Origin of the sequence: Pandoraea pnomenusa, assembly GCF_040391475.1 — a bacterium.
Lineage (GTDB): Bacteria > Pseudomonadota > Gammaproteobacteria > Burkholderiales > Burkholderiaceae > Pandoraea > Pandoraea pnomenusa_C.
The window spans coordinates 29158-48096 of sequence record NZ_JBEBXS010000007.1 but is presented as its reverse complement, the minus strand read 5'-3'; the positions used below and the strand labels follow the sequence as shown (position 1 = coordinate 48096).

General features: G+C 64.1%; 16 protein-coding genes and 2 tRNA genes. 8 read left to right on the top strand and 10 right to left on the bottom strand.

The genetic code is table 11. The features are described 5' to 3' along the window. Nucleotides 1-50: 50 nt before the first annotated feature. From ABWO90_RS09620 to fdxA, 3 genes are all read right to left on the bottom strand, one after another. Nucleotides 51-126, bottom strand: a tRNA-Asn gene (locus tag ABWO90_RS09620). Nucleotides 127-212: 86 nt separating this feature from the next. Continuing rightward, a tRNA-Asn gene (locus tag ABWO90_RS09615) sits at nucleotides 213-288 on the bottom strand. A gap of 107 nt (nucleotides 289-395) precedes the next feature. Continuing rightward, complete coding sequence (gene fdxA, locus ABWO90_RS09610; protein ID WP_353190995.1) at nucleotides 396-719, bottom strand: ferredoxin FdxA; 324 nt, start codon at nucleotides 717-719, stop codon at nucleotides 396-398. A 263-nt stretch (nucleotides 720-982) separates the two neighbouring features. On the opposite strand from fdxA, the gene pncB reads away from it, so the two are divergent. The 5 genes from pncB (at nucleotide 983) to ABWO90_RS09585 (ending at nucleotide 7367) form a co-directional block, all read left to right on the top strand. Further along, nucleotides 983-2176: a nicotinate phosphoribosyltransferase gene (gene pncB / locus ABWO90_RS09605; protein ID WP_353190994.1), complete on the top strand. Its 1194-nt coding sequence runs from the start codon at nucleotides 983-985 to the stop codon at nucleotides 2174-2176. Nucleotides 2177-2417: 241 nt separating this feature from the next. After that, entirely contained in the window at nucleotides 2418-3080 is a 663-nt protein-coding gene (locus tag ABWO90_RS09600; protein ID WP_353190993.1) for a LutC/YkgG family protein, read from the top strand. A gap of 316 nt (nucleotides 3081-3396) precedes the next feature. Continuing rightward, entirely contained in the window at nucleotides 3397-4815 is a 1419-nt protein-coding gene (locus tag ABWO90_RS09595) for a sodium:proton antiporter (protein WP_353190992.1), read from the top strand. A 38-nt stretch (nucleotides 4816-4853) separates the two neighbouring features. Next, nucleotides 4854-5846 (top strand): 2-hydroxyacid dehydrogenase, encoded by a 993-nt coding sequence (locus ABWO90_RS09590; RefSeq protein ID WP_353191150.1) that lies wholly within the window; start codon nucleotides 4854-4856, stop codon nucleotides 5844-5846. A gap of 57 nt (nucleotides 5847-5903) precedes the next feature. Further along, nucleotides 5904-7367 (top strand): DNA recombination protein RmuC, encoded by a 1464-nt coding sequence (locus ABWO90_RS09585; RefSeq protein ID WP_502922584.1) that lies wholly within the window; start codon nucleotides 5904-5906, stop codon nucleotides 7365-7367. 98 nt (nucleotides 7368-7465) lie between these two features. Here ABWO90_RS09585 and ABWO90_RS09580 read toward each other — a convergent pair whose 3' ends face one another. From ABWO90_RS09580 to ABWO90_RS09550, 7 genes are all read right to left on the bottom strand, one after another. Then, nucleotides 7466-7963 (bottom strand): GNAT family N-acetyltransferase, encoded by a 498-nt coding sequence (locus tag ABWO90_RS09580; protein ID WP_353190991.1) that lies wholly within the window; start codon nucleotides 7961-7963, stop codon nucleotides 7466-7468. Nucleotides 7964-8064: 101 nt separating this feature from the next. Continuing rightward, nucleotides 8065-8361, bottom strand: a complete 297-nt coding sequence (locus tag ABWO90_RS09575) for a hypothetical protein (RefSeq protein ID WP_353190990.1) — start codon at nucleotides 8359-8361, stop codon at nucleotides 8065-8067. Between the two features lie 113 nt (nucleotides 8362-8474). Beyond that, the gene (gene moeA / locus ABWO90_RS09570) at nucleotides 8475-9758 is read right to left on the bottom strand and encodes a molybdopterin molybdotransferase MoeA (protein WP_353190989.1); all 1284 of its coding nucleotides are present in this window, start codon (nucleotides 9756-9758) and stop codon (nucleotides 8475-8477) included. 98 nt (nucleotides 9759-9856) lie between these two features. Further along, nucleotides 9857-10483 (bottom strand): molybdenum cofactor guanylyltransferase MobA, encoded by a 627-nt coding sequence (gene mobA / locus ABWO90_RS09565; RefSeq protein WP_353190988.1) that lies wholly within the window; start codon nucleotides 10481-10483, stop codon nucleotides 9857-9859. Nucleotides 10484-10511: 28 nt separating this feature from the next. Then, nucleotides 10512-11393, bottom strand: coding sequence for a hypothetical protein (locus tag ABWO90_RS09560; RefSeq protein WP_353190987.1), 882 nt, complete (start codon nucleotides 11391-11393; stop codon nucleotides 10512-10514). Nucleotides 11394-11460: 67 nt separating this feature from the next. Continuing rightward, nucleotides 11461-12588, bottom strand: a complete 1128-nt coding sequence (gene moaA / locus ABWO90_RS09555; RefSeq protein WP_353190986.1) for a GTP 3',8-cyclase MoaA — start codon at nucleotides 12586-12588, stop codon at nucleotides 11461-11463. 302 nt (nucleotides 12589-12890) lie between these two features. Then, entirely contained in the window at nucleotides 12891-16202 is a 3312-nt protein-coding gene (locus ABWO90_RS09550) for an Rne/Rng family ribonuclease (protein WP_353190985.1), read from the bottom strand. Nucleotides 16203-16825: 623 nt separating this feature from the next. On the opposite strand from ABWO90_RS09550, the gene ABWO90_RS09545 reads away from it, so the two are divergent. The 3 genes from ABWO90_RS09545 to ABWO90_RS09535 are packed head-to-tail and all read left to right on the top strand — an operon-like array spanning nucleotide 16826 to nucleotide 18937. Then, entirely contained in the window at nucleotides 16826-17830 is a 1005-nt protein-coding gene (locus ABWO90_RS09545) for an RluA family pseudouridine synthase (RefSeq protein WP_353191148.1), read from the top strand. Then, nucleotides 17817-18479 carry an HAD family hydrolase gene (locus tag ABWO90_RS09540; RefSeq protein WP_353190984.1) on the top strand — a complete coding sequence of 221 codons (663 nt, stop codon included), beginning with the start codon at nucleotides 17817-17819 and terminating at the stop codon, nucleotides 18477-18479. The genes ABWO90_RS09545 and ABWO90_RS09540 overlap by 14 nt, the downstream gene beginning before the upstream one ends. Continuing rightward, the gene (locus ABWO90_RS09535; RefSeq protein ID WP_353190983.1) at nucleotides 18476-18937 is read left to right on the top strand and encodes a Rieske (2Fe-2S) protein; all 462 of its coding nucleotides are present in this window, start codon (nucleotides 18476-18478) and stop codon (nucleotides 18935-18937) included. The genes ABWO90_RS09540 and ABWO90_RS09535 overlap by 4 nt, the downstream gene beginning before the upstream one ends. The last annotated feature ends 2 nt before the right edge of the window (nucleotides 18938-18939 follow it).

The following is an 18939-nucleotide window of genomic DNA, read 5'->3' as shown; positions in this document are numbered from 1 at the left end:
GGAAAACGGAAAACAAAAAAGGCCCGTCAAAGACGGGCCTTTCTGTGTTTTGGCTCCTCGACCTGGGCTCGAACCAGGGACCTACGGATTAACAGTCCGGCGCTCTACCGACTGAGCTATCGAGGATCAAACTCGTGTGTCATGCATCGCTGTCACGGTGCATCGACTAAAACAAAGGCCTCGCTTGAGCGAGGCCATCGCTTCGGTATTCTTGGCTCCCCGACCTGGGCTCGAACCAGGGACCTACGGATTAACAGTCCGGCGCTCTACCAACTGAGCTATCGGGGATCAAAAGAGAAAGCGATTATAGTGGCGGTTTTCGCACACTGTCAACACTCTGCGCGCATTTTTTCTACGCCAGACGCGTGACTTGCGCCAATTCCGCCGCTTCTCGCTTAGCGCTCGAGCAGGTGGAGCTTTTCGGTAACGTCCTTCCACTGATCGGCATCGGGCAACGACGGTTTCGTCTTCGTGATGCTCGGCCAGTTCGGCGAGAGTTCCGCGTTCAGCGCGATGAAGGCCTGCTGATCGCCCGGCACGTCCTCTTCGGCATAAATGGCATTCACCGGGCACTCGGCCACGCAGACGGCGCAGTCGATGCACTCGTCCGGATCGATGGACAGAAAGTTCGGGCCTTCGCGGAAACAATCCACGGGGCAAACGTCCACACAGTCGGTGTATTTACATTTGATGCAGTTTTCGGTGACAACGTGCGTCATGCCAACTCCAGAGTAGGGCGCGAAACGGCTTCGAGTGGCCGTTAAAACGCGTATTGTAACGCAGCCCGCCGCCGCAGGTGCGAGAGCCGAAAGGCAGACGGGTGCTGGCTGCCCGCGATACGGGATCTCCCCCTCGGCAACATGCGTAACAACGACGTCACGCCGCTTTGCGGTACGATATTCGATGTTCCTGCACGCAGCCGGTCGACTGGTCGGATGCGTGCGCCGCCCTCACGTGCCTGCACCGTCCGGTGCCCGTCGTCATGATCATCACGTCGCTGCTCGATACCGATCTCTACAAGTTCACGATGATGCAGGTTGTCCTGCATCACTTTCCCGCCGCGCAGGTCGAATATCGCTTCAAGTGCCGCACTGAAGGCGTCGACCTCACGCCCTACGTCGACGAGATTCGCGACGAGATTCGCTTGCTGTGCGGGTTGCGCTTCACCGAGTCGGAGCTGCGCTATCTGGCCGGCATGCGCTTCATCAAGAGCGACTTCGTCGACTTCCTCGACCTGTTCCATCTGAACGAGAAGTACATCACCGTGCAACCCTCGCCGAAGGGCAACGGTGAAATCGACATCACGATCCAGGGGCCGTGGCTGCATACGATCCTCTTCGAGATCCCGGTGCTCGCCATCGTGAATGAAGTGTATTTCCGCAACACGCAGCGGGCGCCGGCGTATCAGGAAGGACGTCAGCGACTCAAGGACAAGATTTGCATGCTCGCGGGTCGCGAGGATTATCGCGAATGCAAGATTGCCGACTACGGCACGCGCCGTCGCTTCTCGAAGGAGTGGCACGAGGAAGTGATTCTCACGCTGCGCGACGAGCTTGGCGAGCAATTCGCGGGCACGAGCAACGTGTATTACGCGCTCAAGCACGGTCTCACGCCGCTCGGCACGATGGCCCACGAATATCTGCAGGCCTGTCAGGCGCTGGGTCCGCGTTTGCGCGATTCGCAGATCTTCGGCTTCGAGACCTGGGCGAAGGAGTATCGCGGCGACCTGGGCATCGCCCTGTCCGACGTGTACGGCATGTCGGCCTTCCTGCGCGACTTCGACATGTACTTCTGCAAGCTCTTCGACGGCGCGCGTCACGATTCCGGTGATCCGTTCGCTTGGGGCGAGCGGTTGCTGGAACACTACGCGCAGAATCGCGTCGATGCGCATACCAAGACCATGATCTTCTCGGACGGCCTCGATATTCCGAAGGTCCTCCAGTTGTTCGAGCGTTTCCGGGACCGCTGCAAGCTGGCATTCGGCGTGGGCACGAACCTCACGAACGATCTCGGCTATCAGCCGTTGCAGATCGTCATCAAGATGGTCCGCTGCAACGGGCAACCGGTGGCAAAGCTCTCCGATTCGCCGGGCAAGAACATGTGCGACGACGACGCCTACCTGGCGTATTTGCGCCAGGTATTCGAGATCGCGCCCGAACCTGCCGCCGGCGCGTGACGGCTGGCGCTGTGGACGTGATCCGGAGGTGATCCGGATGTGATTCCGGATGTGATCCCGGACGTGATCCGACTCGCGGCACAGACCATTCCGATAGTGCGCGAACGCCCGTCGCGCGGCCGGGGGCAACCGCTATAATTGCGCATCGCCCGCCGGACTTGCTTCGGCGGCTTCGAGATTCACGAGACGATCGGCGACGACGACGGCTGCAGACCGGCGCGTGCGCCTCACAGGACAGACCATGGATACCTCCGACGCCCGCAACCGCATCTTTGCCCGAATTCGCAACGCCCAGCATCGTCCCGATGTCGCCCGCGCGAACGAGCAGGCGGCGGCCGAGGACTATCTCGCGCGGCATCCGCAAGGACCGCGCCCGGCCATGTCGGCAGATCTGATCGCGACCTTCATCGGCAAGGCCGAGGCGCTTTCGACCACCATCGCCCGCGTGCCGGGCATGCAGGATGTCCCGGCCGCCGCCGCGACTTATCTGCAAGCCAATGGCCTCTCGACGCAGGCGGTCGCATGGCCGACGTTGCGCGAGCTTGACTGGGTGGGTGCGGGATGCCAGGTCGAATTCCGCAAGCCGCATGGCGACGATATGGTCGGTATCACCGGCTGCTTCTGCGCCATTGCGGAGACCGGTGCGCTGATGATGATGTCCGGCCCGGAGACGTTTGCGTCGGCCACACTGCTGCCGGAAACGCACATTGCCATCGTGCCGGCGTCGCGCATTGTGGCAGGGCACGAAGACGGCTTCGCGCTGATGCGCAGCGAACGCGGTCAGCTCTCGCGTGCGACCAACTTCATTGCCGGACCCTCGCGGACTGCCGATATCGAACAGACGCTGGTGCTGGGCGCGCACGGCCCCTACCGCGTTCATCTCATCATCGTCGACGGCGCCTGAGTCGCGCCGGTCGTTCCGGGTACCCGAGCGAGCCGCCAAGGGTAAGGCCGTCAGAGGCGCCAACGCCCTGGCGTGCTGAAACCGTCGCGCCGCAATGACGGTGCCGGACGTCCCCCGATCGCTTCACCAGCTCGCACGCGTGTCGCGGACGGTAGCGGTGTGTCGCACAACGCCACGAGACAGATTCGATTGCTGCGCTGAAGTCGTCCGCGCCGACTGATTGGGGGATATTTCCCAAGCTGGTGGCGTGTCGGGCACTTCGGTGCCGGAGGCGACTCGTATGCTGTCGACCATTAATGAACAGGAACCAGACACAATGCATAAGGGGATTTTCGGGGCAGCGCTCGTGGCCGGGCTGGCGCTGATGAGCCCTGCGGCATTTGCCGCCGGTCCGGACGGCGCGCAGCTCGTGGCGTGGTGGGGCGTGCCGTTTGCCGGAATGCTGCTTTCGATTGCACTCGGACCACTGCTCGCGCCCGCTTTCTGGCATCACCATTTCGGCAAAATCACGGCGTTCTGGGGCGCTGCGTTTCTGCTGCCGTTCGCACTCGTCTTCGGGATCGGCGCGGCATGGTACGGCGCGGTGCATGCGCTTGTTGCCGAGTACATCCCGTTCGTCGTGCTGCTCACGGCGCTCTTCACCACCGCTGGCGGCATTTGCGTGCGCGGTAACCTGCGTGGCGGGCCGTGGCTCAACACGGGCTTGCTCGCCTTGGGCACCGTGCTGGCCAGCATCATGGGAACGACAGGCGCGGCAATGCTGTTGATTCGTCCGCTGATCCGGGCGAACGACAACCGCAAGCACAACGTGCATGTGGTCGTGTTCTTCATCTTCCTGGTGGCCAATGCCGGCGGCTCGCTCACGCCGCTGGGCGATCCGCCGCTCTTCCTGGGCTTCCTGCAGGGCATCAGTTTCTTCTGGACAACCGCGCACATCTGGCCGGAAACACTGTTCATCTGCGCGGTGTTGCTGGTACTGTTCCTCCTCATCGACATGTATTACTTCCGCCAGAAGGGCGAGCGCGAAATCGACGAACTGGATCCGACGCCACACGCTGCCCCGCTGCGACTCGAAGGCAAGCGCAACTTCGTGCTGCTGGCGGCGGCCGTCGGGCTGGTGCTGATGAGTGGCGTCTGGAAACCGGGGGTTGAGTTCGACGTCTTCGGCACGCATGTCTCGTTGCAGAACTTCGCGCGCGACGCCGGACTGATCGTCATCACGCTGATTTCCCTGATCATCACGCCGCGCACGGCGCGCGAGGGTAACGATTTCAACTGGGAGCCGATGAAGGAAGTGGCCAAGCTGTTCGCCGGCATCTTCCTGACGATCATTCCCGTAGTGGCGATTCTGCGTGCCGGGGAAGCCGGGGCACTCGGCTGGGTGATCCGTCTGGTGACCGGCGCGAACGGCGCGCCGGACAACGCCATGTATTTCTGGGCAACCGGTCTGCTGTCGTCGTTCCTCGACAACGCCCCGACCTATCTCGTGTTCTTCAATACCGCGGGGGGCGACGCGTCCACGCTGATGACGACCGGTGCGGGCACGCTTGCCGCGATTTCGGCGGGCGCGGTGTTCATGGGTGCCAACACCTACATCGGAAACGCACCGAACTTCATGGTGAAAGCCATCGCCGAGCAACGCGGGATTCGCATGCCGAGCTTCTTTGGCTATATGCTGTGGTCGGGCGCGATTCTGACGCCGTTATTCGTCCTGATGACCCTGATATTCTTCTGAGCCGCGACATTGCCACGCGGCCAATCTCTGCGAGACAACTGGTGAAACCGAAGATCCTGGTAGCCCGAGCCATTTTCCCCGACGTGATCGAGCGTCTGGCGCAGTATTTCGACGTTGAGCGCAACGACGCCGACACGGTGTACTCGAGCGACGAATTGCGCGCACGTCTGGCAGACAAGGTCGGCGCGATCACGACGGCGAGCGAGCGCATCGATGCGTCGGTGCTCGAAGGCGCGCCGGATCTGCGCGTGGTGGCGAACATGGCCGTGGGTTATAACAACTTCGACATCGAGGCGATGACCGCCGCTGGCGTGATGGCCACGAACACGCCCGACGTGCTCAATGAGACAACGGCCGACTTCGGCTGGGCCTTGTTGATGTCGACGGCGCGACGTGTGACCGAGTCCGAGCGCTGGCTGCGCGAAGGGCACTGGGACAAGTGGGCCTACGACATGTTCCTTGGCGCTGACATTCATGGCAGCACGCTGGGCATCATCGGCATGGGGCGCATCGGGCAGGCGATTGCGCGTCGCGCGATGGGTTTCAACATGCGGGTGGTGTATCACAATCGTTCGCGGCTCGACGCCGACACGGAAGCTGCGTGCAAGGCGAGCTACGTCGACAAGGACACGCTGCTGCGCACGGCCGATCACGTCATTCTCGTGCTGCCGTATTCGGCCGCGACGCATCACACGATTGGCGCGGCGGAACTCGCCGCCATGAAGCCGACGGCCACGCTGGTGAATCTCGCGCGAGGCGGTATCGTCGATGACGCGGCACTGGCGGCGGCGTTGGCCGACAGGCAGATTGCGGCGGCAGGGCTCGATGTCTTCGAGGGCGAGCCGAAGGTGCATCCCGATTTGCTGAAGGTGTCGAATGTCGTGCTGACGCCGCATATCGCGAGTGCCTCGGCAGCAACGCGTCGCGGCATGGCGAGTCTGGCCGCCGACAATCTGATCGCCGCACTGGGCTTCGGTGCGGCAGCCGGCAAGCCGCCGTGCTTGCTCAATCCCGCAGCGCGCAAGGCGTAAGCCTGCGGGCGGGTTTCATTTGCAGGACATCAAGCGTCAACGGGAGTTGCAACGACGATGGTCGAGATGGTGTTAGTGGCGCTGGCGGCGCTGAATCTGTTGGTGATGATCGCGATTGCGATGAAGGTCTGGCAACGCGGTGGCGATGCGTCGCTGCGGGCAACGCTCGTCGATTCGCTGACCAATGTGCGCGATGACCTGCTTCAGGCGGCCGATCGCAGCGAGCGCGGACTGCGTCAGGAGTTTGCGGAAACGGCGCGCGCCGGACGCGGCGAGCAGAGCGCGCAAATGGCGCAGTTCCAGCAGACGCTGGCAGCGCAGATGACGAGCGTCGCCACGGTGCAGAACAACCAGATCGACGGTTTCGCACAGCAACTGGCAAAACTCACGGAATCGAATGCCGCGCAGATCGAGGCGGTGCGCCAGAGTCTCGTGCTCAACGGGCAGCAAATGCGCGAAGAGCAGGCATCCGCGTTGCGTCGCTTCGGCGAAGCGCAACACCAGCAGCTGACGCAACTCGCCGAGGGCAACGAACGCCGCCTGGCGGAAGTGCGCGCCACGCTCGAGCAGAAGCTCAAGGACATCGAGGTCAACAACGCCACGAAGCTCGAAGAGATGCGTCGTACCGTCGACGAGAAACTCCACGCCACGCTCGAACAACGGCTCGGTGAGTCGTTCAAGCTCGTGTCGGACCGTCTCGAGCAGGTGCACCGCGGTCTGGGCGAGATGCAGACGCTGGCAGCCGGCGTCGGTGATCTCAAGCGCGTGCTGACCAACGTCAAGACGCGGGGCATCTGGGGCGAAGTGCAGCTGCAGGCGCTGCTCGAGCAATTGCTCACGCCCGACCAGTTCGCCAAGAACGTGGCGACGCGTCCGGGGAGCGCCGAGCGCGTGGAATTCGCGATTGCCTTGCCGGGGCAGAACGGCGACAGCAGCACGCCGGTCTGGCTGCCCATCGACGCCAAGTTCCCGCGTGAGGACTACGAGCGGTTGCTCGACGCGCAGGAACGCGCCGACCCCGTCGCCGTGGAAGAGGCTTCGAAGGCGCTGGAAACGCGTATCCGTCTGGAAGCGAAGACCATCGCCGACAAGTATCTTGCGCCGCCACACACGACCGACTTCGCGCTGTTGTTCCTGCCGACCGAGGGGCTGTATGCCGAGGTGCTACGGCGTCCGGGGCTCTCGGATCTGCTGCAACGCGAGTATCGCGTGACGGTGGCGGGGCCGACGACGCTGACCGCACTGCTCAATAGCCTGCAAATGGGCTTCCGCACGCTGGCGATTGAACGTCGTTCCAGCGAGGTCTGGCAGGTGTTGGGCGCAGTGAAGACCGAGTTCACCAAGTTCGGCGATGTGCTGGCCAAGACCAAGTCGCAACTGGAAACGGTGACCCGCTCCATCGACAAGGCCGAAGTGCGCACGCGGGCGATGGCGCGTCAGCTCAAGGCCGTGGAAGCGCTGCCCGGCGAGCAGGCCGTCGAATTGCTTGGCGTGGAGATGGACCCCGACGACGAGGCCTGAACGGCAGTGCGTTCAGGCTGTCGGGAAGTGCCCTGGGGCATCTCCCGGCAGCGCGTTCTCAGGTCGTCGGGATGTGTCTTGAGGCGTCGGGCGATGCCTCAGGACGTTTGCGTACCGCCGCCGTTGGCGAAGTTTTCGAGCGCGTCGCCCGTCATGCGGACCACACGCCATTCGGGCAGCACCGTCGCGCCCTGCGACGCATAGAAGTCGATGGCCGGCTGATTCCAGTCGAGCACCGTCCACTCGAAACGAGCGCAGTCGCGTTGGATGGCGATACGCGCCAGCTCGCGCAACAGCGCTTGTCCCACCCCCTTGCCGCGCATCGTCGGCTGCACGTAGACGTCTTCCAGATAGAGTCCCCGGCGTCCGAGGAACGTCGAGAAGTTGTGGAAGTACAGCGCGTAGCCGACCACATTGCCGTCCCACGTCGCGACCAGGCATTCGGCCGCAGGTGCATTGCCGAACAGGGCATCGTGCACGCTTTGCGGCGTCGATTCGAAGATGTCCAGCAGGTTTTCAAAGACGGCCAGCTCTCGCATCAGGCCATGGATGGCGCCGACGTCGTCGGCCGTTGCAGTACGCAGGATCAGGGACATGGGGGGCAAGAAGGGTGTTGAAGCGTCGGAACGCGGGCGGCGGCGATCGGGGCGCGCGCCTTCCGCTGGACGCCGGATACCTGATGCCGCCGATCGATGGGTCAATACTCGTCGTCGGGCGCGTCGCTCAACGCGACCTCGATACCACCGAAGCGCTCCGCCACCCAGTTGTACGCGTGGCACGCGATCCAGAGCAGCACGAAGCCGACGATGGCGTTCAGCACCAGTGCCGAGATGAACGCGAGGCCCGGCAGTTCGCCGTAACGGAAGAATGCCGCCAGGAACGCGAGCAACACCAGCGGAATACTGAACGTAAGGTAGACCAGCACCAGCGCCTTGGCCGTTTGGCCGGGGCTGATGTACGTGATCTGCTTTCTTGTTGTCGTTGTGGTTGTCATTGACGTGGGCTTTGTGTGTGTTGCCGGCGTTGTCGAAGCGCCAACACCGGCTGTCGATTGCTGTTTGGTTGCTTCGCTGTTGGGGGAATCCTGGGGCCTGCGCGCCGAATCGGTCAAACCAGCCCGTCGAACGCAATGACGTCGACCAGCTCGCCCGCCGCGACATCGCCGCGCGCGGTGCCGAGCGTAACGAAGCAATTGGCTTCGCTCATCGTGCGCAGAATGCCGGCGCTTTGTGCGTCGGCAACGGTGACCTGCCATCGGCCGTGTTCGTCGGCCGCGAGCACGCCGCGCAGGAATTCGGTGCGACCCGGTCGTTTCGCGATGGCCGTGGCTGTGGGCACCGGCAGACTCGGGGTGATTTGCGGCTCGGCCCCCATCAGCGCGAACAGGCCGTCGCGCACGAGGTGGTAGAACGATGCCATGACTGCCGCCGGGTTGCCGGGCAGGCCGAAGAGCAGGGCACGATGGCCATCGCTCTCGAGTTCGCCGAATGCGAACGGTCGGCCCGGGCGCATCGCCATCTTCCAGAACACGACGTTGCCCAGGCGCGTCATCATCTCGCGCGTGAAATCCGCTTCCCCGACCGACACGCCACCAGACGTGATGACGGCATCGGCGTCACGGCATGCCACGCGCAACGTGTCTTCGATCGCTTGCGGGTCGTCGCGCACCACGCCCAGGTCGAGGACTTCGACGCCCAGGCGCGTGAGCATGCCGAAAAGCGTGTAACGGTTGCTGTCATACAAATTGCCGGGTGCGAGCGGCTCACCGACCGAACGCAGTTCGTCGCCGGTCGAGAAAAATGCCACGCGAATTCGGCGGCGTACCGGCACTTCGGCGATGCCGAGCGACGCCAGCAGACCCAATGCCGCCGGGCGCAGGCGCTTGCCCGCATGCAGCGCGGGGTGACCGGCAGCCAGATCTTCCCCGACATGGCGGACATGACGTCCTGCGGCAACGGCATTTGCCGCGAAGGTGACGATTTCCGTGTCGCCCTCGCGTTGCACTTGTTCCTGCGGGATGACGGTGTCGCAACCGGCGGGCAGCAGGGCCCCGGTCATGATGCGCACGCATTCGCCGCTGGCGGTCACGCCATTGAACGGATGTCCCGCGAACGAACGCCCGGCCACGCGCAGGCGCACGTCGCCGTTGGCCGTCAACGCCTGGCTGTGGAAGGCGTAGCCATCCATCGCGGCATTTTCGAAAGCGGGGACATCGAGCGGAGAAATGACGTCGCGGCCAAGCACGCGGCCCAGGGCGCTGCGCACGGCAACCTGCTCGATGGCCGGCACCGCACTCGCGGTGCGCGCAATGATGGCGCGCGCCAATTCGACCGTCATGTGATTGGGGTCGTAGTCCGGCAAGCCGGCCAGGGCTTCGTCAAGTGTTGTCATCGGTTTGGCGTCGTCATCCGGCTCGTATCGCACATGAGTCCGGCATGAATCCCGTAAAAGCGGTGGCGACGGATCGAACCGCATCGGTACCGGGAATGTCAGGGCACGCGCGGCGTATCGGTATGGAGGTCGTCCAGCGTATTGATATTGTAAAACGGACGCTCGTCACCGAAGTGAACTTGTACGGCCTTGTGGCGCGCCAGCCACGCTCTCACCCGGTGTTCCCCGGCCGCCAGCGTAGCGGCGAGATCTTCGGCCAGCGACCGGTGCAACAGGGCGAAAACCGGATGCGGGCCTTGCGCCGTTGCGGCATAGGCGGCCAGTCGCGGCGGCTGCGTGGTGTCGTCGCCGGGCGCGCAAGTCAGCGAGATGGCAAGACGCTCGCCGAGGTCGTCCGGCAGGTACGGCGAATCGCATGGCACGGTGAGTACATAGTCCGTACATGCGGCGCGCAAGCCCGCGAGCATGCCGGCGAGCGGTCCGGCGAAATCCTGCGTTTCGTCGCTCACGACTTCAGCACCCAACGCCGCATAGGCATCACGATTCCGATTGGCACTAATGAGCAACGCGGCGACCTGTGGTCGCAGGCGCTCGACCACATGCGCCGAAAGCGGCCGTCCGGCAAACGATTGCAGTCCCTTGTCGCGCCCCCCCATGCGTTGCCCGCGCCCGCCCGCAAGGACCAGTCCGGTGATGGCAGTGCGGGGGATGAGGGTGGCGGTCATGGGCGTCGACGCGTGAATGAAAGGCGCGTCAGGAGCGGTTCAGCGCGATCACGCGGCCGTTGGCGTCGAACCACACGGCACCGTCGCCGAGCATCACGCCCTGATCGCGTGCGAACATCAGACGCGGCACCGCAGCGCCGATCGTACGGATATACCCGTCGGTAAAGATCTCGTTGTAACGTGCAAGCAGCGACTTCGGGTTCCGAAGGATCAGTGTTTTGCCGCGCAGCGACACGTGTAGTGGGTAGCGGATCGACTGTGCGACCACGTCGCGGCGATCGTCGAGCACGCCCTTGCGGAATTGCGTGGCGGCGCGATTGATGGTTTCGTCATCACTCACGCCGGCAACGCCGTACAAATGGTCGATCTTGCCGCTCTGAACGTTCGCGAGCGCCAGTTCGAACGGGATGGAACGTCCGCTGCGCAGATCTTTCCACTGACCCGAAATCACTTCGCAGCTCGACGACGCGCCGCGCTGGCGATTGACGTCGTCGTTTGCCGCAAACTCGCCGTCGAAGGTGCCACGCGGCATGCCGCCTGCGTCGAACTCGGTCAGATGCAGGCGTGACTTGTTTTCCAGCTTGCCGGTGAGGTAGGTGTCGCTTTGCGACGACGCGTTGGCATAGCGCCCCTCGAGCTTGCCGCCCGAGGTCGGGCGCAGCACGAGGCGCAGCGGGTTGCGCTCGCCCAATTGACCGCTGTACGTCATGAGGCGGTTGGCAACGTCGCGGCTCGACGGATCGCAATCGGCGTGTGCCGTCACGGGAGCGGATGCCGCGAGCGCAGCGAACCAGAGCGCGAAGGCGCTCAGGCCAGTTGCGGCAATACGACGCGGGCGCGATGTGGCGGCGTGTCGGGCAATAGTCAGAGAGTCTCGAACGCGACTGGCGTCCGGGGCAACAGGGATCATGAGTCGAGAAAAGAATTCGATAGGTCGAAAGCGTGCAAATGGGCGGGCGGGCAGGGCCCCCCTGCCTTCATCCGCCGATGTATGACATCTCCACTTTCGGGGGTGCATCTTCGGGCAGTCCGGTGGCCGCCGTGCGCAGGGCGGAATATCGGTCGGTGCGGCCGTGCCAGATGTCGCCGATGACGGTCGAGAGCTGGGCATCGCTCGCGCCGTTACGCAAGAGCGTACGCAAGTCATGGCCGGAACTCGCGAACAGACAGAGATACAACTTGCCTTCCGTAGACAGGCGTGCGCGGGAACAAGTGCCACAAAAGGCGCGCGTCACCGAAGAAATGACGCCAACTTCGCCGCCACCGTCACGATATTGCCAGCGTTGCGCCGTCTCGCCGGGATAGTTCGGATCGATCGGCTCCACGGGCAGTGCGTCGTTCAGGCGTGCAATCACGTCGGCCGAGGGCAGTACCTCGTCCATCCGCCAGCCGTTCGACGTACCCACGTCCATGTATTCGATGAAGCGCAACACGACGCCGCTGCCATGGAAATGCCGCGCCATCGGCACGATATCGGTGTCGTTGGTGCCGCGTTTGACGACCATGTTCACCTTCACCGGGCCGAGGCCGACGTGCTGGGCTTCGGCAATGCCTTCGAGCACCTTGGTGACGGGAAAGTCCACATCGTTCATGCGACGGAAGATCGCGTCGTCGAGACTGTCGAGGCTGACGGTCACGCGTGTGAGGCCGGCGTCCTTGAGCGACTGCGCGCGACGCGCGAGCAGCGATCCGTTCGTCGTCAGCGTGATATCGACCGGCTTGCCCGAGGGCGTGCGCAACCGGGCGAGCATCTCGATCAGACGCTCGATGTGCTTTCGCAGTAGCGGTTCGCCGCCCGTCAGACGCAGCTTCTCCACACCATGTTCGACGAACAGGCGTGCAGCACGCTCGATCTCTTCGAATGACAGCAGGGAGGATTGCGGCAGGAAGGCGTAGTCCTTGTCGAACACGTCCTTCGGCATGCAGTAGACGCAGCGGAAGTTGCAACGATCGGTCACCGAGATTCGCAGGTCGTGCAACGGCCGCGCCAGCGCATCTTCGAGATGGCCGGTGGCAGCGCGCACTTGTGCGGGAATCTGCGGCGAATGCGTCGTATAGCGCGCGTCGGTACGCAGATCGGTGAGTCGGATGATCGTTTCAGTCATGGTGGGGCCTTGGCTTGCGTCTCCATTCTAACGAATTGGCCTGTTGGCCGCCGACGACAGCAAAACGCACATTGCGTTGGCATCGCGGGCGCCGGAAATCGGTACCGAGGCATTCGTTGCAAGACGTCAAACCCGTACTCATGCCCACGATACGGGGGCGATGCGTCACGCACAAGTCGGGACAACGCGGGGTTGCGGCGGCGCGCCAATGAAAAAAGGAGGCCGAAGCCTCCTTTTTTCGAGTCACTTCACGTCACGTTGCGCGGCAGCTGGTGCCGCCTGCGCATCGTGCCCGAGTCGCCTCAGGCGCCGTGGTTCGACGAAGCGTGCGTTTCCACTTGCTCCATCGGACCGCTGTTGAGCGGCGTGACCGGACGGCGTTCGCGCTGAACACGCGGGGCCGGCGCGACCTGCGCAGCGGCTTCCTTGGCGGCACGGTGCTTGTCGGCGTCCGTATGGACCCAGACCAGACCCACGCTCGCGAGCGTCGATTCCAGTGCGCCGCGCTCGAGCGTCGGTGCGACGGGGGCCGGAGCCGCACGTTGCGTAACGACTTCCGTGGCTGCTGCGGCAGCTTCCGGCGCGACCGGGGTCACTTGCACCGGCGCTTGTGCCGGCTTGGCAGCCTCAACCGCCGGTTCGGCGGATTGCGCTGCGGGTTGCGCGACCTGCGCGACTTCCACAGCTTCCACTGCCTTGACCGGTGCCGGAGCGACTTGCACCGGTGCCGGGCTGGCGGTGGCTGCCGTGGCGGCGATTTCCGTCAGGGCTTCGGCCGGTACGGCCGGTTGTGCCGGTGCCGGGGTGGCTGCGGGCAGCGGTGCGCTGACCGGCGGGACCACCGGAGCGGCCACTTCGGCCGCAGGCAGCGGCGCCACGTTGACCGGAGCGACCGGCTCGGCGATCACCGGTGCTTGCACGGCCGGTGCCGCCACCGGGGCGACTTCGGTCACCGGCGCTGCCACGGCGGCCGGTGCTTCGACCGGTTCGACGCGCGTCGGGGCCGGGGTCGACTCAACGTGCGAGACAACTGCAGGTGCGGCAGCGACGGCCGGCGCTGCCGGGGCTTGCGCCGCACGTGCCAGCGCTTCGGTCGCGGCCTTTTCCACGCCTTCGTCCGTCAGCACCGGGGCGCGCGTGCTTTGCGTGCCCTCTGCATGTTCGACGTCGTCTGTCAGTGCGCCTTCCGCGTGTTCGCCTTCGGTGCCCAATTGCTGTTCACCGGCTTCACGCTCACGACGGCCACCGCGACGGCCGCGACGGCGGCTGCGGCGGCGCTCTTCGCCCGCCTGTTCGCCGTCTTCGCCGGCGTTGATCGGTGCACCTTCGACCTGGGCGGTCAGGTGATCCTGCTCAAGCGCGTCTTGCTCGTCAGCGAGCGGTGCGGCGACTTGCGCCACGCGTTGCGGTGCGGCCGGTTGACCCTCGGCGCCTTCCGTCTGACGACGTTCACGACGCTCGTTGCGGTCACGGCGACCACCGCGTTCGCGGCCTTCGCGCGGCTCGCGGCCTTCCTCGGCGCGCACGTCCTGAGCCGGTTGACGCTGGGCGTCGTCGCGCTCACGCTTGTCACGGCCTTCCTGACGCTCGTTACGTTCGCCACGTTCGCCACGTTCGCCACGTTCGTTGCGCTCGCTACGCTCGTTACGTTCACCGCGTTCGGCACGCTCCGCGCGTTCCGGACGAGCGCCGCGACCATCGCGACCTTCACGGGCCGGTTGGCCGGCGTTGTCCTTGCCCGACTTGTTGTCGTCGCGGGCATTGCCGCGGCGATTGCGGTTCTGCTGATGCGGGCGCTCATGGCGCTCGCGCGGCGGACGTGCCGTCGGCTTGGCCGGTTCTTCGGCCTTGACCGGTGCCGGTGCGGCGGGTTCGAGACCCAGCAGGCGCTTCACGAAGCCGATGAAACCACCGCTGCGTGCGGGCGCTGCGGCAGCCGGTGCCGTGGTGGCCACCGGTTCCGGACGCGGCTGTGCGGCCGGCGCGGGCTGTTCCGGGGTGATCCCCTTGACGGCCGCTTCCTGACGCGGACGCACGTCTTCCTTCTTCTTGCTGTAGCCCGCCGGATCGTCTTCCAGCGCACGGGCGGCTTCTTCGGCGAGCGCGTAGCTGGCCTTGGGCGCATCGAGACGCGGATCGTCGAAGCGCAGGCGCTCGAGCTTGTAATGCGGCGTTTCCAGATGCTTGTTCGGGATCAGCAGCACGCCGACCTTGAAGCGCGCTTCGATCTTGTTGATTTCCTGGCGCTTTTCGTTGAGCAGGAACGCGGAGACTTCGACCGGCACCTGGCAGTGGATCGCTGCCGTGTGCTCCTTCATCGCCTCTTCCTGGATGATGCGCAGGACTTGCAGGGCCGACGATTCGGCGTCGCGGATGTGGCCGGTGCCGTTGCATCGCGGGCACGTCACGTGCGTACCTTCCGACAGCGACGGACGCAGGCGTTGACGCGACAGTTCCATCAGGCCGAAACGCGAGATCTTGCCCATCTGGACACGGGCGCGGTCGTGCTTGAGTGCGTCCTTCACACGTTGTTCGACTTCACGCTGGCTCTTGGCCGACTCCATGTCGATGAAGTCGATCACGATCAGACCGCCGAGGTCGCGCAGACGCAACTGGCGCGCGACTTCGTCGGCGGCTTCCAGGTTGGTGCGCAGGGCGGTTTCCTCGATGTCGGCGCCCTTGGTGGCGCGTGCCGAGTTGACGTCGATCGAGACGAGTGCTTCGGTGTGGTCGATCACGATCGCGCCGCCCGAGGGCAGCGGCACCTGACGCGAGTACGCCGTTTCGATCTGGTGTTCGATCTGGAAGCGCGAGAACAGCGGCACGTCGTCGCGGTATTGCTTCACGCGGTTGAGGTGATCGGGCATGACCACCTGCATGAAGTTGCGTGCCTGTTCGGAAATTTCTTCCGTATCGATGAGGATTTCACCGATATCCGGCTGGAAATAGTCACGGATGGCGCGGATGACCAGGCTCGATTCGAGATAGATCAGGGCCGAATCGCGCGGCAGTTCGATGTTGTGGGCGGCGCCTTCGATGGCGTGCCAGAGTTGCAGCAGGTAGTTCAGGTCCCACTGGAGTTCTTCTGCCGAGCGGCCGATACCGGCGGTGCGGGCGATGATGCTCATGCCTTCCGGCAGTTCGAGCTGACCCATCGTCTCGCGCAGTTCCTGACGGTCTTCGCCCTCGATACGGCGCGAAACGCCACCGCCACGCGGGTTGTTCGGCATCAGCACGAGGTAGCGGCCGGCCAGCGAGATGAACGTCGTCAGTGCGGCGCCCTTGTTGCCGCGTTCTTCCTTTTCGACCTGAACGATGAGTTCCTGGCCTTCGGAGAGGGCGTCCTGGATGCGCGCATTGCGCACATCGGCACCTTCGCGGAAGTACGCGCGGGCGACTTCCTTGAACGGCAGGAAGCCGTGGCGGCCTTCGCCGTAGTTGACGAAGCAAGCTTCGAGAGAGGGCTCGATACGGGTGATGATGCCCTTGTAGATATTGCCTTTACGCTGTTCGCGTCCGGCCGTCTCGATATCGATGTCGATGAGTTTCTGCCCATCGACGATTGCCACGCGCAGTTCTTCCTGCTGCGTGGCGTTGAACAACATGCGTTTCATGAAAACGACTCCCACCCGCCGCAGTTGCTGATGCGCAGTGCGTCGGGCACGTATCACTCGAGTTATCCAACACGCGAGGTTCGAGCTGGGAGTGGAAGAATTGCCGGGGGGTCCGGGCGAATGAGGCCGACGGACGCTATGGCGCCAGGAATACGTTTTCGCGCTCACCCGGAACCGCCGAGGCACCGGAAAATTCCGGCCCGGCGCGGATCACTTCGGGCTTGCAGTCCATACCAAGAGACACTGGACGAGAAACTTCATCAGCATTTTCTCGGGGCGCCTGCCGACACTTATTCTTCTTGTGACGGCGCCTCACTTCGACTTTTTTGCGCGAACGATATTCACAAAGCGATCAGCGCAGGCAATGGCGCCTGCCCTGATCGCGAAAAAATTCTATAACCACCAACTCTATCCGCGTCCCGCGCGCTGCGACCGAAGCGGCCTATGGGCCAACTTCCTGCCGACGCTGCGTGACGTGCGTGCGCTCGCTGCTCAAGGGTCACCGAACGAGCAGCCGGTCCGGGGTGCAAGTAAAATACCGTTTTGGGGTATGCACCGACAGAGGTGGCGGATTTGGCATGATTCCCGCTACCACCATCCCTGTTGGGCAAATTATATTCATAATGAATGAGTTAGGCAAAAGTCGGCAGAAAATGGTTTCGCCGGCATCCGCACCGCAGGTCCGTCTCGTCGAGGTCGACGACGGTTCCGCCGGTCAGCGTATCGATAATTTCCTCTTGCGCGAGTGCAAAGGGGTACCGAAAAGTCACGTATATCGCATCCTGCGTAGCGGCGAAGTCCGCGTGAACAAAGGGCGAGTAGACGCAGCCTATCGACTTGTCCTTGGCGATATCGTCCGGATTCCACCGGTGCGCATGGCGTCGTCGGCCGGTGAGGCGCCCGCCCACGTCCCGGCGGCCACGTTCCCCGTGTTGTTCGAAGACGACTATCTCCTGGCGATCGACAAGCCGGCCGGGGTTGCCGTGCATGGCGGCAGTGGCGTGTCCTTCGGGGTGATCGAGCAGTTGCGCCGTGCCCTGCCGCATCTGAAATTCCTCGAATTGGTGCATCGGCTGGACCGCGAGACCTCCGGGATCCTGCTGTTGGCGAAAAAGCGTGCAGCGCTCGTGGGCATGCATGAGCAGATCCGCCATAACCGGATGGACAAGCGCTATCTGGCTTGTGTCACGGGCGAATGGCGGGACCGTCAACGTGCTGTCAAGGCGCCGCTGTATAAATATGTCACGGCCGAGGGCGAGCGCCGCGTGCGCGTGCAGGAAGACGGGCAGGCATCCCATACGGTATTCCGCATGGTGGAATCTCTGCCGCCCTACACCTTGTTGGAAGCGGAACTGAAAACGGGACGCACCCATCAGATTCGGGTTCATCTGGCGCATTGCGGCACGCCCATCGTCGGCGACGACAAGTACGGTGACTTCACGCTGAACAAGTCGTTGGCGCGCCCCGGGGTCAAGCCAGGTATCAAGCGGATGTTCCTGCACGCGTGGCGGCTCAAATTCGCCCACCCGGTGCTCGATACGCCGATTGCGCTGGAAGCAGCGTTGCCGCCAGAATGTGAAAAATTCCTGAATCAACTTCGAGGCACTCCCGCCGATGCCAAGCCCTGAATTCGACCTGGTCGTTTTCGACTGGGACGGGACGTTGATGGACTCAACGCCCACCATTACCCGTTGCATCCAGGCCGCCTGCCGCGATCTGGGGCTGCCTGTGCCGTCCGACGAGGTGGCCAACCACGTGATCGGTCTCGGTTTGCGCGACGCACTCCAGATGGCCGTGCCGTCGCTCGATCCTGCGCACTATCCGCGTCTCTCGGAACGCTATCGATTTCACTATCTGATAGGCGACAAGGAGACGGTGCTGTTCACCGGCGTGCGTGAACTGCTGGAGGAGCTGCGTTCGCGCGGGCGTTTTCTGGCGGTGGCGACGGGCAAGTCGCGCGTTGGCCTGAACCGGGCGCTTGAATCCGCCGGTTTGATGCGCATGTTCGACGCAACCCGTTGCGCGGATGAGACATTCTCGAAGCCGCACCCGGCCATGTTGCAGGAGCTCACGCGTGAGCTCGGTCAGGATTTGCGCCGCACCGTGATGATCGGCGACACGACCCACGATCTCCAGATGGCGCGTAGCGCCGGCACGGCGGGCGTGGCGGTTGCCTACGGCGGTGCGCATCCGCGCGATCAACTCGTCGCCCTCGCCCCCACGTATTGCGCCGGAAGCGTGACCGAACTGCGCGACTGGCTGCTGGAGCGCGTGTGACCGACATCGTCGCGCCGCAATCGATCTGCCCGGGCGAGGTGCTCGAGGACGGCGGGCGCGGCGTTCGCTTCGACGTGCTCGTCGCCGGTCGTCTCACGCCGGCCTTCGTGATTCGCTTTGACGGGCGGGTCTACGGCTACCTCAACCAGTGCGCGCATGTGCCAATGGAGCTCGACTGGTCGGAGGGGCAGTTCTTCGAGACGTCCGGCTTATACTTGGTGTGCGCGACGCACGGCGCCATGTACGAGCCCGATACCGGGCATTGCGTGGGCGGTCCGTGTCGCGGTGGCGCGTTGCAGCCCGTGCGTGTCGAAGAGCGTGCGTCAGGTGCGTCAGGTGCGTCGGATGCGGGCGGGCCGGGGGGCGATGCCTCGGGCCGAGTGGCCGACGATAGCGGGACGACCGTCGTCTGGTGGCCCGACGCGTACATCGGCGTGCCCGAGCCGTCGGCAAACTGAAG

Coding starts and splice junctions, on each gene's coding strand:
- ABWO90_RS09540 (WP_353190984.1), top strand. CDS start 17,817: ATGCCAAGCCCTGAATTCGACCTGGTCGTTTTCGACTGGGACGGGACG.
- moeA (WP_353190989.1), bottom strand. CDS start 9,758: ATGACAACACTTGACGAAGCCCTGGCCGGCTTGCCGGACTACGACCCC.
- ABWO90_RS09580 (WP_353190991.1), bottom strand. CDS start 7,963: ATGTCCCTGATCCTGCGTACTGCAACGGCCGACGACGTCGGCGCCATC.
- ABWO90_RS09560 (WP_353190987.1), bottom strand. CDS start 11,393: ATGATCCCTGTTGCCCCGGACGCCAGTCGCGTTCGAGACTCTCTGACT.
- ABWO90_RS09575 (WP_353190990.1), bottom strand. CDS start 8,361: ATGACAACCACAACGACAACAAGAAAGCAGATCACGTACATCAGCCCC.
- ABWO90_RS09585 (WP_502922584.1), top strand. CDS start 5,904: ATGGTCGAGATGGTGTTAGTGGCGCTGGCGGCGCTGAATCTGTTGGTG.
- ABWO90_RS09600 (WP_353190993.1), top strand. CDS start 2,418: ATGGATACCTCCGACGCCCGCAACCGCATCTTTGCCCGAATTCGCAAC.
- ABWO90_RS09595 (WP_353190992.1), top strand. CDS start 3,397: ATGCATAAGGGGATTTTCGGGGCAGCGCTCGTGGCCGGGCTGGCGCTG.
- ABWO90_RS09550 (WP_353190985.1), bottom strand. CDS start 16,202: ATGAAACGCATGTTGTTCAACGCCACGCAGCAGGAAGAACTGCGCGTG.
- pncB (WP_353190994.1), top strand. CDS start 983: ATGATCATCACGTCGCTGCTCGATACCGATCTCTACAAGTTCACGATG.
- fdxA (WP_353190995.1), bottom strand. CDS start 719: ATGACGCACGTTGTCACCGAAAACTGCATCAAATGTAAATACACCGAC.
- ABWO90_RS09545 (WP_353191148.1), top strand. CDS start 16,826: ATGAATGAGTTAGGCAAAAGTCGGCAGAAAATGGTTTCGCCGGCATCC.
- mobA (WP_353190988.1), bottom strand. CDS start 10,483: ATGACCGCCACCCTCATCCCCCGCACTGCCATCACCGGACTGGTCCTT.
- moaA (WP_353190986.1), bottom strand. CDS start 12,588: ATGACTGAAACGATCATCCGACTCACCGATCTGCGTACCGACGCGCGC.